Raw genomic sequence first — 17,087 nt, forward strand, 5'->3', positions numbered from 1 at the left:
CACAACATTTATTTTTATTTGACCCAATATTTATTCAATACGATATTGGGATTATTAACTTGTGCAGCCGATGAAATAGGCCATGTCCATGCCCCCTGTTTGAACTGATCAGCGGTGAGGTAATTTTTGCATTGCGCCGGATCTGTCACCCTTCCGGTGCGGACCAGGTCATACCATCTTACGCCTTCTCCTATCAGCTCTTTTTGTTCTTCCAGGAAAACAGCATCTTTCAGATTGCCTTCTGCAGGAGTATACAGCAAAGCGCCGGCTCTGTTGCGCACCATATTCAACAGCGCCACTGCTTCATCATTCCTGTTCAGATTAGCCAATGCTTCTGCTCCCAGCAAAAGGGCGCCGGAATAGCGGAAGATGATCATGTCATCATCAAAGTAGAATGTCTGCGGATTAGTGACATTGGAATATTTGAGGAACATGGCCGTGGTATTATTCACATAAGGCAGATAAAACCACAGATCCCGGCGCTTATCCGGATTAGCCGGTGGATACAGGCGAGTAAGATAATTGGCTTCATAATAGCAATCACTGTTGGAACCATACACCACAATAGGATCGTGGGTAGTCCACTGCCCAAGAGATACATACTTTGTTTCTGTACCGTAATTTTTATTGACAGAAAATTCAAAGATGCTTTCCCTGGTACGACCTTTAAAGACTTTCTTGAAGTCTTCAATAGGCAATAACTGGAACATGCCGCTGTTCTTCACCGCCAGTATGGCATCTGCAGCCTGTTTCCAATACTCATTGAGATTACTCTTGTCAAAGCCGGCCATCCACATATAGCAATTGGCGATCAGCGTATAGGCGGCACCGCGTGACGCACGTACCCCCCAGTTAGTCGGATCATCATACTGCCAGGGCATATCATCTTTTACCTCATTCATTTCCTTAATACAAAATTTCAGGACTTCAATGAAATTGGTACGCGGACGGGCGGTGGCATCATAAGGCAACGTATACAAGGGTACATCTCCGTAAATACGCGCGATATAGAAATAGGTAAATGCCCTCACAAAACGAACTTCAGCGAGATAACGTTTTCTATCTGCGTCAGACAAGCTCGTTACCCCCGGAATCCGGTCTATCGCTATATTACAAGCCGCGATAGACTGATAAAAGGGATACCAGTCATCCAGCTGATATACTTTGTATCTTTCAGGATCTCTCAGTTCAGTCGTATTCATCAGGTCATTCCTGGCAACCGTTTTAAAGGAAGTTACCCAGTTGCCATTAAATTCTCCTGCCCGGATATCTCCATTAATATTATGAAAAGGTCCATAAGTGAGCTTATCGTAAATCAGGCCATAAGTATCTGCTACAGCGGATTCTACATCCGACTGTGTTTTCCAGAACGAATTCGCGCCAAGACGATCCACCGGTTCTACCTCCAGGAATTTTTTGCAGGAGCCTGCCAGTACACAGGTACCGGTCAGCAGTAAAGTCCATATCCACTTTTTACTATGCATAACGGTCATCATTTAAAATTCAAGATTTAAACCAAGTGTATAAGAGGGTGATGTGGGATAGGAATCAAGCCGGTCACGCCCCAGTGTGGTCACATTTTCCGGGTTAGGACCTGAATACCTGGACATCATCAGCACATTGGCACCGGTAAAATAGATCCTGGCATTATTCAACTTCGCCTTTTTTATCAGGTCTTTGCTGAAGGTATACCCCAACGTAACGCTGTTAATTTTAAAGTAAGATCCGTCTTCCTGGAACAGGCTCTGGGAAGGATTGTAGTTATCCGTATTGCCGGTATAATTAAGCGGATTAGGATACTTAGCCCGATCTCCCGCCTGCTTCCAGTAATCATACTCGTTGATGTCCGGTAACGTAAGCGGTCCGCTATTGGGTTTATTACCCAAAGGATAATATAAATTGCCCAACCGTTCGGATAATGCGTTGTTCAGCAAGTCGCGGTGCAATACGATGGTGCCACTCACAGCAAGACTGAAGTTCTTATACGTCATCGTGGAATAAATCCCGCCGGTCAGCCGGGGTTCAGGGTTTCCGGAGATCTGTAAATCTCTGTCATCCACAATAAAATTGCCGTCCACATCACGGTACCGCGCATCGCCGGCATGGAAATAACCGCCGCTGGCACTGCGCATACGTAAACCCGTAATCGGATCAATGGGCACATCGTCATTGGTGCTATATACACCGTCTGTTACGAACAAAAAGTTGCTAAGGGTATTCCTGCCCACTTTATTAATAACAGGTCCGTTATCGGAAGAATAGATGACCTGTCTGGCGCCTCCCGGCAGTTCCAGCAGGATATCCTTGGAAACGGCCCAATTGAGGTTAAGGTTCCAGAAAAATTTCGATGATGCCGGCAAAGGACGAATAGCGATCGTGACTTCATATCCTTTGTTCATCATAGATGACTCATTGGTAATCGTTTTGGTAAAACCTGTAGAAGTAGACAGGTTCCTGTCGTAAAGCATATTGGAAATCACTTTCTGATATGCTTCTACAGTAAGTGCAAAACGTCCCTGAAATAAACTAAGATCTATTCCCAGGTTATATTGTTCCACCCTTTCCGGCTTCAGGTAAGGATTGGGCATGATACCCAATTTGGGTGTGATACGGGAAACATTGTTGTAATTGCCGTTCACGAGATAAGAACCCAGGGAGGCAAAAACATTGGTAGAAGGACGCAGGTTGATACCATAGGTAGCACGCAGGTCACCAAAATCCAACCAGCTAATCCCTTTCATGAATGCTTCCTTATCAAAATTCCATTTCAAACCAATCGACGGACTTTTTGCCCAGCGGTCTTTTACGCCCGCATAGGAATTACCATCTGCCCGGTAGTTAAAATTGACTACATACTTCTTACTGAAATCATAGGTCAGGTTAGCCGCCAGACCTACCGAATGCGTTTCCAGGTAGCCACCGTTCACTTCTATCCCTGAATAGCCGCCGTAGTAGGAAGAAAAGCCTAACGGTCCATGATATACATCATTGGGGCCATTATTCAGATTGATTTCCCTGGCCTGCGTTTGGTTGACAATCATTTCGGAGAAAACGGACGCATACAGCGTATGCTTCTCCTTAAAGGTATTTGAATACGTAAGCGAACTACGGTCATATAAATTCGCCGTACGGCCGCTATAGCCGTAAACGGCACTCTGATCGCCGTTTGCCAGTGCAGGCGTGAAATTATCTTCTGTATCATCTGTATAGTCATAACTGATGTTATTACCTATGCGCAGATGCGGCAGAAATTCATAGGAAGCGTCGATATAAGTGCGGAAATTATAAGTTTTAGAATCACTCTTGCGGTTGATAGCCCCTGTAAAACGCGATACATTTAAAAAATAAGACGGTCCCGGCAACAGCGAGGAAGCCACGCCTGTACCGGCGCCTACGTCTGTTAACCCATTACCACTACCTTTTAACTTCTTACCAAGACCAGCCGTTACTGACCCGGAAATCTTAAATTTCTGGCTGGGATTATAATCAAGATTCATAGTAGCCGCATAGCGGTCAAACCCGGTATTCTTTATCACGCCACGCTCCCGGTAGTAGTTCAGGTTGGTTTTATAACTCAACACCTGTGTACCTCCACTTACGGAGAGATTATGTGTCTGGTTAAAAGTAGGCTTATAGTACAACGCCTGCCAGTTGGTAGAGTTGTTGAAAAAAGGATTCAGGCTATCTGATAAAAAACCTGTTTTGGAAATCTTGTAAATCTCATCACGACTGTAGGTAGACAGGATTTCGTTTACCAGGAAATCGCGCTCAGACATGCCGCCGATGGTTTTACGTAATGGTGGTGTGGTGTTCATAAAAAAGCTGCTGAACAACCTGACGATAGGTACGGCAGACTTACCACGCTTGGTGGTAATTACAATTACCCCATTCGCGCCACGTGAGCCGTAAAGGGCGGCAGCATCCGCATCTTTCATAATATCTATCGTCGCCACATCTTCCGGAGGAATCATCGATAGCGGACTGGTACCCGGTCCTTTGGACTGGAAACCATATTCATAACCGGCATTGGCATCTACAGGTACGCCATCTATCACATATAAAGGCGATGCTGGTGTGACATAGGCATTGTTGCCCGAACCGGAAACGGCAATCTGGGAAAGTCCGCGCAAAACAGTGCTACCTCTGAATCCTGGCGAGCCGGTATTGTTCTGGATATTCAATCCTGCCACTTTACCCTGTAATAACTGTTCTATATTGGATACCGGTACATCTTTAATTTCATCTGCAGTGATACGTGTAACCGATCCTGTTATCACCTCCTTTGTTTTACGTTGATATCCCACTACCACTGCCTCTTTCAAGCTTTTGGAAGAAGGTACCATGGTCACCATCAGGCGTACCTTTCCTTTTACCGGTACCTGTTTGGATTCATATCCCACATACGTAAACTCCAGGATATCTGTGGCCAACACACTCACGGAAAATTCTCCGCTGGCATTCGTAATACCTATCCCCTGTTTATGTGTAGCATCTTTTTTCAGCATCACCGTAACTCCCGGCATGGGCGTATTGTCATCAGTCAATACCTTACCGGTTACTTTTATTGACTGAGCATACAGTATTCCCGGCAGCATCAGTAACACCGCCATGAATAGCCACCTGCGTATAGTAAATTTGAGTAGCATATGGAATAATTGGATAATTAAAAAATTGGTTGATCTGCGTAACAGGGTCTTATCATTCATCCTGGAAACGTGGTGTACGATAAAAGCGGAAAATCACTTCCCAATCCCCTTCTTCCCAAATGGTAAAACTTAAACTGAAGGAAGCACCTACACGGTTACCACCCGTCCCCTTGCGTGAATAACCAAATAAAACCTTCGCATTACCTGCCACTGCATATTTGGTATCCAATGAGGTGAGCGGAATCGGATAAGCTACATTGTAAGTTACCTGTGTACTGGTTTGCTTCATATCAAACCCATGCACCAGCTCATTCCATTTTGTGGTATTCAGCTTCATCGGATCTATCGGTAAAGAGTCCTGGTCCAGGAATTTGAAAGTAAGTGAATGACCATTACCTGTTTTCCGGAAATAAACCGCCGCTGCAGAATCAGCCATCAGTGTATCTTTCGACACATATACATTGGCTAACCCGGGGTGAATGGAAAAGGGCGCCTGGTAATTACTTCCATTTGCGTTTGTACGGGTTTCGGTTTTACGCAAACGCGTCACATAGTCATATTCATAAGGTTCATAAGGCACCTCCCGGAGAGGCTGCAGACGCATTTTTTTAAAGGAAAGCGCATTGCCGTTATTCTCCACTTTTACATCAAATAAGTACCCGCTATCCGGATACGCCCGGATTTGAGATACACTTGCCTGACGGAAAACAAAATCGCCGGACCCTGGTCTTATTTCAAAGAAAGGGTGTTGTACTTCTTTTCGCTTATCTTCTATTTCCTGGTATGTTTTCTCCGTGCCATCATAGTCCTTTACCCATTCCTTCACCGTCACGTTCTGTGTTAATTCAGGTGCAGGAGAACCGTCTGCATGACGCAGGTTCTGCAAACTAAACTGCAATGGAAAACTGGAGCCGTCTGCCTGGAAATTTGTTTTATACAAAAAGGTTCTGCCAAGTATCGGCGAATACGCATCTACCGGCTCAAACCCTGCATTATTGCTGAGGTAATCCCTTTCCGGCGGTGCTTTTTTGCAGGACGAAATACCGCCTGCAATAACGCCCATACATAAGATCAGGCAGGATGTTAATTGATATTTTTTCAGCATGATAATTTTTTTTCGGTCGGTTGAAAATTTAGAAATTACGGAGGCTGATGACTTCATCGATATGACGATTACCTGTAGATCCTACATATTTATAGTGGAGTACAAATGCCTGCATCTCCTCATCATACCTGCAATCGCCATCATTAGACAATGTTTGATTGGCAGATTTTGGCGCAGGCGTAACCGTCACTTTATTATCTGCCGCCACCTTCATACGAATGATATAGCTGCTGCTTAGCAAATCCGCGCCCTCCACATCACAGGTAACACTGTCTACTGCCGATACCGATTTCAATCTATCATACCAGGGACGATTAGTACCCGTGGGAAAGAAGAGAGTACCCGTAGCCAGGTAATAATCACTATACTTGTTTTGCAGCGAGGTTGTTTTTTCCACGAATGACTTAAAAGCAAATACATGTGTTGGCTCCAATACATGCAATACACCATTGGTACATTGAATATCTGCAGTGTTCACGTAGGAGAAAATCCAGTCTCTTACAAAACGGGAACCATTCAGGTCGCTGTATTTGAGCAGGTAGGCACCGGATTGTACCACTCCTTCCGTATTGGATTGCACTCCGTCCATATGCAACCTGCGCCGGTTAAGGGTACTTACATCTATCCCATCTTTTAATGAAAAGCTGGCAGATGTTTTATTGCCGGCAATCATGTAGCGTAGTAATAATGTACGCCATACAAAGGGGGCTACACTATCCAGCGTAGCAGGGGCCAGCTGATGCGATTTACGGTATAAGTTCAGATTCTGCATGGCTACCGCAATGCTCTGGTCTACCGGGGCGATAAAAGTAACCGCATTTTTTTTCAGTGTATCGGTCAGACCGGCTTTATCTATGATATAGAGCAGCGTATCAAAATTCTCCTTTTGTTTGCTGAGATAGTCATAAATATTGGCATTGACTTTTGTGGCAATTTGTCCGCTGCGATAAGTATTATCTTTCTTACATGCGCTATTGCCTAATATCATTCCTGACAACACACAGCAGCATACAATATGTTTTAAAGACATAAGGAACGATTTATTTTTTCCAGAAATTATTTTGTATCAGTGTAGGATTATTGGTCAGCGCGCTTTTCGATACAGGCCAGAAAGCGGCGCCGTTATCCACATCTGCCTGAGACAGCGTGGTATACACCGGTATCTGTTTGAACTGCACCAGATCAAACCAACGCCATCCTTCTCCCAGTAACTCCCTCCTTCTTTCTTTCAGGATATAGCTCAACACCTCATTTCCATCTGCTGAATCAAAATTGGCTAGTCCACGCTGGGTACGGATCATGTTCAGATAATCTCGACCATGTGGTACATCGTTGATACGTATGGCAGCGGCAGCACGTAGCAGGATAATTTCTTCATAACGGAAAATGAGGATGGCGGATTCATAGCTGCGCAAAACAGGTGACTGCACTACTGCACGCACTTTGATCTTGCTGAACATAGGCGCGGAATTATTGAAGTTGGTAAAGTAATTACCGCTTGCTGTACCATCTCCATTTAAAGAAAAGCGTCCATCGCCGGGTTCATCGAAAATAGCCAGCACAGAATCTTTGGGTACATATATGTCCGCTGTTTTCTTTGGTACAAATGGCTCGCTCAATGTCCAGTCTTCCACATGACCACTCACAGAAGCTTCCTGGTAGTCAGCAGAAAAGCTCAGGGAGAAAATCACATCCAGTCCTTTACCCTTAAATACGCCATCTTCCGCAGTAAGCTGGCTGGTACTGGCTACGGAATAGCCACCATTGCCACTGTTATCCATGACTTCTCTGCAATACTTTTCTGCCATCGCGAAATCCTGTTGCCATGCACCAATATGTGCCAGCAGTGCGTAACAGGAAGCTTTAGTGCCCACTCTCGAATGCCAGTAATCATCGTTCTGGTTCCAGTAGTTGCCTTGCTGCTCCGGCCACGTGCCATCATACCGCCAGGGCAGGTCCATAGCAGCAGCAGCGGCTTCATTGGCAGCAAAAGCTAAGATGGTGGCCTGCGGGGTAGCCGGCTTACCTTCAAAATACCCGGCAGCATTGCTGGTAATCAATGGCACATCACCCCATATCCTTGCGAGATAGAAATAGGTAAGTGCTCTCAGGAAGCGAATGTTGGCGATATCCAGCTTCAAATCCTCCGCCCGGTAGCGGAAATCATTTTTACTGACCAGCGGCAATTTTTCTATACATAAGTTGGCCTGTGCTATCACGGCATAAAATCGCTGCCAGTCTTTCCATTCTTCCAGCGCGCTATAGTTGGCGTTTAAGTTATTGGACAGTACTGCATTCAGATCCTGTCTGCTGCTGATCCGGAAATCGCCACCACGCAGCTCTCCATAAGCCATGAATGCATTACTGTTTGCCAGCGCGGCCCGCAATAAACCGTAGGTGGCAAATACGGCAGACCGGGCATCATTTTTCACCTGCCACATATTGGCTTCAGGCACCAGGCTGGTAACATCGGGGGAGAGTGTTTTCTTGCAGGAAAACAAACCGCCCGTAATGGTCAGCAGGATGATAAAAGAAAATCTGATTCTCATGAATGCTGTTTTTAGAATTCCAGGCTAAAGCCCAGGGTATAAGTTTTAGGAATGGGCATGCCATAGCCGTTGTCGTAACCATTAAAGTCAGCCAGCTCCGGATCTCCCCCGCTATACTTCGTGATGGTAAAAAGATTATTCAGCGTAGCATATACCTTGCATTGTGAGAAATAGCGTTTGCGCGCCCACTTCCTGTCGGCAAGACTATATGAGAGCGTAACGGAACGAAGCTTCGCAAAAGAAGCATCTTCCAGGAATAAGGTCTGGTCTGCCTGGTAAGGATTTACATAACTCCATGGATTATACAGCGGATACTTACTGTAGTCGCCAATACGTTGCCAGAAGGTCAGCTCTTTCACACCAATAATATTGTCTACCCCTTCGCGGTTTACAAAGTCGAAACGACCAGCCATGCGTGCATTAATCAACTGCCGTCCCAGGGAGTAGGCGATAACAAAGTTCAGCGACACGGCTTTGTACGTGAATGTATTGCTGAATCCACCGCTTACCGTAGGGCTGTTATGTCCTTTCAGAATACGGTCGTCATCGTTGATGACATTATCGCCATTGGTATCCTGCCATTTCGGATCTCCTGCCTTAAAAGCAATGCCATTGAAACTAAGCGGCTGTCCACCTTTTACCGGGATATCACTGTCTTTCGTGTAGATGCCATTGTTTTCCAATAACCAGTAACGATCTATTGGTTTACCTACCTCCAGTCTGCGGCTACCATAAGTAATAGCAGATAAATGATCCGGCAGGGCCAACAGTTTATTCTGGTTGGTTTGTACGATCAACTGTGGCTGCCAGGAAAAGGTACCGTGTATAACGTTGGCGGATATACTAAGTTCTGCACCGTAGTTGCGTACACTCATGCCATTTTTATTCGTTTGCTTATATCCGTATTCGGAAGGCACCGGTACAGCAACTATCAGGTTTTTATCTGTTTTGGAATAGATGTCTGCACTGATGGTAACTTTATTATGCCATAAGGAAAGATCTGCACCAAGATCCCACTGGTCAGTATAAGGCCACTGTGTACCCCAGCCACTATAGCCTTTTCCGAAAGGAAGACTCAGCGAAGGAATACCATTGTAACCGGCGATGTTCCTGTTGCCGGACCAACCTATGTCCACGGTATAATAAGGTCCGTTACCGATGTTATCATCCAGGAATAACCTGCCTTGCCGTCCCCAGCTGGCACGTAACAACAGATTACTGATGGTATTACTATTGCGTAGAAACTCCTCTTCTGATAATTTATAGGAGGCGGCTATGGTAGGAGATACAAACCAGGCATACCCATTGGCGTTGATATTGGAAGATCCATCGCTGCGGAGCAACATGCTAAGGTTGAGTTTTTTATTAAACTCATAAGTAGCACTGCCATAAAAGGAAACCAGGTTAAAATTGACATAATCCTTATAGCTATACACCATGCGACTATCGTAGGTATTATTTTCCGGATGGTCTTTATCTCCCACGCGAATGATCTTAATAAAATCAGACGGACCGCGATATCCTTTCGTATAGTCGTATTTACGGTTATCCAGTTGTAAGGACTGCCCTAACTTCAGCGTGAGTGCATGTTTACCGCGAAAATTATCAGACCAGGTGAGTGCATTATCTACCGAAATACGCCTGTTTAGGCCGGTATAATAAGAAATATAACTATTGCCTTCATTGATACTCCCGGGGATAAAATAGTCGCGGTTCTGATCATTGTAATCAACGGCCAGTAAGGAACTAAAATTAAAGTGCGGCAGGAAGTTATAATTTATTGCCAGCGATGCCTGTATGGCATTGCTTTTATTCTTATCTACTACCCTGTCGTACTCTGTATTATACTTTGTGAGATAGTCTTTGTTAGGAGGTAGCGGATCAGTGAGCGAAGGCAGGTACTCTTCTTCTGCAAAGCGATCACGCAGGGAATGGTTGTTTTTGCGATCCATCAGTGTGCCGCTGATGCTGGTAAGGAGCTGCATGTTCTTTACCGGTTCAATGTTTAATTTAAAATAAACATTGTACTTGTTCAGTCCACTTTTGTCTGCTACGCCGGGATCATGCTGTTCTCCTACGCCGAAGATGAAGTTCGACCTGGCGCTGCCACCGTTGATAGCAGCGCTAACGCCCTGCACCAAACGGTTCTGATAGTAAGTATCATCCCAGTTAGCGGGGCCGTAATAGGCGGCCTGCATGGAATCTGCCAGGTACCTTGGAAATGCAGCCCACTGGCTGGCATTGGCATACTGCCGATAGAAGGGCAGGCGAAAATCTCTTTCAAACGCCGCATTGATGGTATGAACCATTGGCTTTGCAGCCACGCCGAAATAGGTATTAAAGGTCACCTTTTGTTTCCCTGCACGTGGTTTACGGGTGGTGATGCGAATAACGCCATTTACACCGCGTGGCCCATACATGGCGGTAGCACCAAAATCCTTCAGCACCTCAATGGATTCGATGTTGTTTACATCTATGGCAGCTCCCATATTGATATTAGGGCCTGGTCGGGTGTAATCATATTGTTTGATATCAAACGCGTAAGGATGTTCCATTACCAGCGGTACACCATCGACTACATAGAGTGGTTGTGCATAGTAGCTGCTTTTAGCGCCGGTTATTTGAATAGCGGTACCACGTATAATAGTGAGACCAGGTACACCCGGTTCTCCGGTGTTGCTTCTTACTTCCACGCCGCTGATGCGTCCCTGCAATAGCTGGTCGATGCTGGAATAAGGTAATAATTTAACAGGTGATGCATCCAATGCTGAAATGGCTCCAGGCATGGCGCTTCCCGGGATAAGGGAATCCGGCGCCGTGGTGTTACCATTTAGCGGGAGCGTTGAATCAATGGCATTATTAGTCATCCTGACTGTCTTCACCTGGCTATAAGCAGGTGGAGTAGACAAAGCAGTAGCTAATAGCAGCATTAATAATGCTCCTCTGAATGCATGAGTGTACAGAGTAGTCATGCATAAAAATTTACAGGATCAAAAAAGAATGTCTGTCTGGATAAGAGTGTTTAAACCGATGTTAATAATTGTTCACATTTCACTAAACAAGGCTGATTCAAATATAATCTGGCTGATAATACTTTGGTTGATAATGTCGATTAAATCAATGTTAATAATTTTACTAATACTAAACAAGTCCCCCTCAAATATAATAATGAAATTTCAGTATTACTAAACTTATTTATAGACATTCACCTAAATACAGGGATAATTGTATAGTAATGCTAAAATAAAATCAAAATATGAATTTTCAAAAAAATAATCACCCAAGCATTTGGACAAACAAATATTTAGCATAACTTAACACCACTAAACAAGGCTCCCTGATCAAAATTTACATCTCACCGTACTGCAAAAAATAAAATTATGCTTCCATGCTACCAACAATTGCTACGCCACACTGTGCTGTTTGCAACGACGATAGCCTTTACCATGGCCTGTAATAAGCCTGTCATACAAACTGCCACCGCGCCTGAGGGAAATAAAACAGCCAACGCTCCACAGCGGAAAGTGCTGCTGATTGGTATAGACGGATGCAAAGCCGCTGCCCTGAGAGCCGCTACAGCACCCAACATACAAGGATTACTACCACACGCATTATATAGTTATGATGCACTGACACAACCACCTACCTGGAGTGGTCCGGGATGGTCATCTATGTTGACCGGCGTATGGGGTAACAAACATGGCGTCAGCGATAACAGCTTTTCCGGCAGCAACTTCTCACAATATCCAATGATATTTAAATACATCAAGGCCGCCAAACCATCGCTGCGCACCATTTCTATTGTATCATGGCCTCCGATCAATGATAAAATCATCAACAACGCAGATGTAGCCATTACTGCCAATGATAACGACCTGGCAGTAAAAGACAGTGCAGTAGCCCGTTTAGCCACCGACAATCCGGATGTGATGTTCGTGGATTTCAACGGTGTGGATGATGCTGGTCATACATTCGGATTTGATACCTCTGTACCACAATACCTACAGGCCATCACGAAAATTGATGACTACGTAGGCAGCATCCTCCAGGCACTGGGCAAACGAAGTAATATTGATCATGAAGACTGGCTCATCATTCTCTCCACAGACCATGGCGGTATCATGAGCGGACATGGAGGTAATTCTTATGATGAACAAAACATCTTCTCTATTTACTACAATAAAAATTTCCAAACACGGGAAGTAAAAAAACCGCAAACAGCATCTACCTTTGTAAAATTCCTGCTACCTGGTCAACGTGCATGGACCGGAAATCCCTTCTATAACTTTGACAACTTCCTGCAGTTCACCATTGAGTTTAAAGTGCGTAGCAGCGGACTTAACAGCGATCCTCCGTTCATAACCAACAAAGACTGGGACAGTGGCGGAAACAAAGGCTGGGTGATCAATGTGCGGGGGCAGAGCTGGAAGTTCAATGCAGGAGATGGCAGCAAAAGAGTAGACGTAAATGCAGATGGCGCCGCTCCCCTGAATGATAACAAATGGCATCATATAGCCGTCAGCGTTAATCGCGCCGGTCAGGTGAAACTTTATCAGGATGGCACTTTCCTGAAATCCGGTAACATGACGGGCTTCAGCACACTTGATCCGGGTTCACCTGTTAAACTCGTGATGGCAGATGACATTACCACTACCTATGGTAACCGTTACGGCAATTCCATTTGCAACATCGCAGATGTAAGATTATGGAACGCGGAACTGGATGCACAAACTATCCAGGACTATTCAAAATGTGACACCACCATTACGGCTGATCATCCGTTCTATTCACGTCTCATTGGATGGTGGAAAGGCAATGAAGGCAAAGGGAATGTGATGAAAGATGCCGGTCCTAAAAAAGCAGATCTGCAACTGGAAAATAATACGCCCTGGGAAGAAACCGGTAAAGATATTTGTGGCAATGCAGTATCCAGTGATGTCCCTAAAATAGTGGACATCCCCGTGCGTATCCTTACCTGGTTGAATGTGCCCATTGATCCCGCCTGGGGATTGGATGGAAAGTTATGGCAGTAATTAAAAAAGCAATACACATAGCAGTTGGCTTGTCTTTCAACAACGGGTACCTACCCTCATTTTGCCTGTATGATGATGGACACACCCAAAAAGTAATGATGTCTTGCTCATAAAAAAACCTTGCAGCATCAGGCGCTGCAAGGTTTTTTTATTTTAATTCTTGTTGGTGAGCTTTTACTAATTTTTCACCACATCAATATCCTTTGTGGTGCCATCCGTATTAATCACTGATAAAGTAACCAACACTGTTCCGGCAGGTGCTTCTATAGGATCACCATTCAACGCTTTTTTCACGGTCACCATCTTCGCTGACTTCAAAACATCCGGCGCCACGGCGGTTCCTTTCCCATTAGGCAGGAAACCATATCCTGTCTTAGCATCAAATCCCTGGTTAAATGATTTGTAGAAGAAATCCAGACAAGTATTATAACCAGCAGGCACGCCTACAGTTACCCCTCCCACCACAAACTTAACGTTTGCCTTAACGGGATTAATGGCAATTATAACACTTGATCCGGCGGCAAAAGGACCAGGCTGTGCTTTAGTTTTCAGCAGCGCAGTGCTTTTATTGGCACTATTAGCGAAATAGCCGTCCAGGTGAACCGTATCCTTTGTATAAGACAATATCCTGAAATCAAAGTCAAGCTGTCTGTTTTGTTTCAGATTTGCCAATAACTTACTGTTATGAAAAGTAAGGCTTACCTGCACAGGGCCATTAAAATCAAACTTCCCGCCTCTCTCTTCCTGGTAGAAGCCTTCTGAATTAAAATTCTCATAATTAGGCAGCAGCTCCAGCACCCAGTTTTTATAATCCAGGTTCCTGGGATCATCAAGTATTTCCCGGAGGTCACTATCTGATAAGCCATCGAAAGCATTTACTAATCCTGCTGCAAGGTCTGCTTCATCTTCAGTAAGTGTTCCGGAAAAATACAGCGACGTAAGATCTGCTACTATTCCATTTACTCGGACAGAGAAAATATTCGCAGTCGAATCCTTAGTGAATTGCAGTAAAAAACTGGGAAATTTGTTTCCGACAATACCTACCGGCATATCCCAGGCCCATACTACGTCCTGGTCATCTGTCAGATTCTTGAAGGCGGCAATTTTATCACCATCAAAAGAATTCTTGTTATCCGGCGGACGGCTATAGTCCCGGTCTTTCTGGCAGGAAAGCGTAGTGAGAACGAGCACGGCTGCAACCATAGCCACCAGCCTATTCGTATGAAAAACTTTATGTAGTGTGTTCATAAAAAAGCATGAGAAATTAAAAAATAATTTACCGAAACCCCTATTGTTCATATCTCCTTTTCAGCGCAATAAGCCGGTCTTTCACCGATTGCTTGGTTAAATGATCCCTCAGGGCGGTAATAGGAATTCCCAGGTTGGCAAAATATTTTGTTACCAGCTGATACTTGGTCCTCGTGGCATTGTTTGTCAGATACTTTGTTTGCATATCTGCATCTGTTTTCCAGATGATCGTCTGCACATAAGTAGCAAAGTCTTCATGCTCATTCTGCATACCGTAAGGGATAAAAAAGCCTTTGGAGATAGCAGTAGTCAGAGATACATTTTTGTATTGATCAGATCCACGCAGATATTCCGTTTTAGCGGGTTTTTCAAATCCCACGGGGATCTGGTGCTTACTGTCCAGGTAGTGCGTATATTCATGATAGATAAACCCTATCAATCCGGCATCGCCAGGAAAGCTGGTAGGTGCGGCATCATATATAGCGCGAAGAAATGCAGCGTCTTTTCCGGGTGTGCGTAACAATTCACCAAATGGCGACAAGCCTCCCAGGGTAAGCCTGTTAGGCTGGATATTACCTGCCTGACCGGCGGTGGATTCACCAAAACTTTCTGCCCCACCGTAGTTCATACCGTTACCGATCAGCAAAATACGAACAGGTGTTTCCTTCTTCGCGGTAATACCAGGTCCGCTGATGGTATCCATGGCGTTGAAGAACAATTCCTCCATCAACTCCATATATGGTAGTACATCTCTCTCCTCGGCCGGATTGGCGACCACATTTGGCGCGTAGGCAAAACGGTTCCATTTATATTCAAAAATAACTCCGTATTTATCAAAGATGGCCTTTTGCTTCATACCAACGGGTGTACGGGTATCAAATACCGGTGGCGGATCCACTTCTGCGGTCAACGGATCCTCTTTTTTACAGGCGCCCAATACGAACAGGATGCCAGTGAGTATGCAAATGATTATTTTATTGTTGTACATGGGAAATAAAATTAGTGCTGATAAAATGTTCATTAAAGTCCCGGATTGCGTGTGATCTCTTCTGTGGGAAGTTGAATCACGTAATCAGCTGGCTTGGTTCCATCAATCTTGTAGGTGCCTGAACGTCCCACATGTGTTACCGGTATGTTATGCCGTCTCATATCAAACCAACGCATCCCTTCACTGGAAAAGCGGATTCTTTTTATCAGCAGCAGGAAGTCAATAGCAGCTTTACGTGTGGCTAGTGTGCTTAATTGCGCAATTTTACTATTGGCGGTGGCGGTAGAGAAATTCTGGTTTTTAATCAACAACGTCAGATCGGCTTTTGACAGATCGGTAAGACCATTATTCTTTTCGATGTCTGCTTCTGCCCTGTTAAATAACACTTCATCCACTGTCAGCAATGGCATATTTCCACTCCTGGTAGTAGCTGCCTGAAAGATCATCAGCTTTTGCGGTACAAAATCCCTGAACAATGCACTGGTGATGATCACATAGTTATTGGCATCATCTGCACCATTATCGCGCATCAGCTGCGCTGCCGGATAAGGATACATCCCCATCCAGAAATAGGCCATCAGCTGATAGGTATTACTTGCCATCATGATGTATGCAGGATTGCCAGGATTAAAATAGCTGTTTGAATACTGTGCATAGTCAATGATGGATGATCTCAGCTGTCCCACATTCAATGGAACATTGCGTCTTTGGAGTAACTGTGTTGAATATTTCAGGCAGTTATCCCAGTCCTTCTTATTCAGATATACTCTTGCCAGCAATGCAAGAATGGCTTCCTTACTAAAGGTAAACTGCGGATTACCCGCTTCTGTATCATTTACCAATGTCAGCGCCTTCAATAAGTCCTGCTCTATTACGTCATATATCTTCTTAACACTTACTTTTTTGTAAGGAGTCACCGGGGCGCCGCTATATGCTTCTACAAAAGGAATTCCTTCATCGGCATCAGCAGTAGCTGGATTATACTGCTTCGCGAAAAGGTTCACCAGCATGTAATTGCAATAGGCTCTTATCCCCATGGCTTTCCCCTTGATAACGGCGATCGCGTTTACTTCCTCCGGACTATTCGGCTTGTACTCATCTGCTTTTTTGATGATCAGCAGCGCGTTAATGATATCATTATAATACCTCCTGAAGGCAGTTACCGGATTAAATCCACTAGTTAGAAAACGGGTGGCAGGCAGGGATTGTTTGATGATGGAATACTCAAAAATCGGCAATAACTGCTGCACCGCATCCTCTACGTTATGCCCCGCCAGATCTCTGAAGATATAATCATCAGACATGATGTCCGTAAAATGATGATCGGAATATGGATGTATCTGATTGAGCGTTTTCTCCATATCCGGAATAGTAGTAATCAACGTTCTGTTGTCTACTGGTTCTTCCAGAAATTTGGTACAGGAGGGCATGGTAACTAACACCAGGAACACCCCTGCCATTATGTATCTGGAAAAACGGTGATTAATTTTATAAGTCTTCAACATGGTATTCATTTTT

General features: G+C 44.6%; 10 protein-coding genes. 1 reads left to right on the plus strand and 9 read right to left on the minus strand.

Going from position 1 to position 17,087, the window contains the following annotated elements:
- Nucleotides 1-14: 14 nt before the first annotated feature.
- From AB4Z08_RS18000 to AB4Z08_RS18025, 6 genes are read right to left on the minus strand one after another with little or no spacing between them, the layout of a single operon-like run.
- Nucleotides 15-1,484, minus strand: coding sequence for a RagB/SusD family nutrient uptake outer membrane protein (locus tag AB4Z08_RS18000; RefSeq protein WP_441575150.1), 1,470 nt, complete (start codon nucleotides 1,482-1,484; stop codon nucleotides 15-17).
- 12 nt (nucleotides 1,485-1,496) lie between these two features.
- A complete protein-coding gene (locus AB4Z08_RS18005; RefSeq protein ID WP_441575151.1) occupies nucleotides 1,497-4,646 on the minus strand; it encodes a SusC/RagA family TonB-linked outer membrane protein in 3,150 nt (1,049 codons plus the stop codon).
- A gap of 52 nt (nucleotides 4,647-4,698) precedes the next feature.
- Nucleotides 4,699-5,751 carry a DUF5007 domain-containing protein gene (locus AB4Z08_RS18010; RefSeq protein WP_441575152.1) on the minus strand — a complete coding sequence of 351 codons (1,053 nt, stop codon included), beginning with the start codon at nucleotides 5,749-5,751 and terminating at the stop codon, nucleotides 4,699-4,701.
- 28 nt (nucleotides 5,752-5,779) lie between these two features.
- Nucleotides 5,780-6,781 (minus strand): BT_3044 domain-containing protein, encoded by a 1,002-nt coding sequence (locus AB4Z08_RS18015; protein WP_441575153.1) that lies wholly within the window; start codon nucleotides 6,779-6,781, stop codon nucleotides 5,780-5,782.
- A gap of 10 nt (nucleotides 6,782-6,791) precedes the next feature.
- Nucleotides 6,792-8,300, minus strand: coding sequence for a RagB/SusD family nutrient uptake outer membrane protein (locus AB4Z08_RS18020; protein WP_441575154.1), 1,509 nt, complete (start codon nucleotides 8,298-8,300; stop codon nucleotides 6,792-6,794).
- A gap of 11 nt (nucleotides 8,301-8,311) precedes the next feature.
- Nucleotides 8,312-11,272 (minus strand): SusC/RagA family TonB-linked outer membrane protein, encoded by a 2,961-nt coding sequence (locus tag AB4Z08_RS18025; protein ID WP_441575155.1) that lies wholly within the window; start codon nucleotides 11,270-11,272, stop codon nucleotides 8,312-8,314.
- Between the two features lie 408 nt (nucleotides 11,273-11,680).
- Here AB4Z08_RS18025 and AB4Z08_RS18030 point away from each other — a divergent pair, with 408 nt between their 5' ends.
- Complete coding sequence (locus tag AB4Z08_RS18030; RefSeq protein ID WP_441575156.1) at nucleotides 11,681-13,333, plus strand: alkaline phosphatase family protein; 1,653 nt, start codon at nucleotides 11,681-11,683, stop codon at nucleotides 13,331-13,333.
- A 177-nt stretch (nucleotides 13,334-13,510) separates the two neighbouring features.
- Here AB4Z08_RS18030 and AB4Z08_RS18035 read toward each other — a convergent pair whose 3' ends face one another.
- Genes AB4Z08_RS18035 through AB4Z08_RS18045 form a run of 3 tightly spaced genes read right to left on the minus strand, consistent with a single transcriptional unit; the run spans nucleotide 13,511 to nucleotide 17,074 of the window.
- Complete coding sequence (locus AB4Z08_RS18035; protein WP_441575157.1) at nucleotides 13,511-14,581, minus strand: hypothetical protein; 1,071 nt, start codon at nucleotides 14,579-14,581, stop codon at nucleotides 13,511-13,513.
- A 40-nt stretch (nucleotides 14,582-14,621) separates the two neighbouring features.
- Nucleotides 14,622-15,569, minus strand: coding sequence for a putative zinc-binding metallopeptidase (locus AB4Z08_RS18040; RefSeq protein WP_441575158.1), 948 nt, complete (start codon nucleotides 15,567-15,569; stop codon nucleotides 14,622-14,624).
- A 32-nt stretch (nucleotides 15,570-15,601) separates the two neighbouring features.
- Nucleotides 15,602-17,074: a RagB/SusD family nutrient uptake outer membrane protein gene (locus AB4Z08_RS18045; protein WP_441575159.1), complete on the minus strand. Its 1,473-nt coding sequence runs from the start codon at nucleotides 17,072-17,074 to the stop codon at nucleotides 15,602-15,604.
- Between the last annotated feature and the right edge of the window lie 13 nt (nucleotides 17,075-17,087).

This window comes from Chitinophaga sp. RAB17, from assembly GCF_052114225.1.
Classification (GTDB): Bacteria; Bacteroidota; Bacteroidia; order Chitinophagales; family Chitinophagaceae; genus Chitinophaga.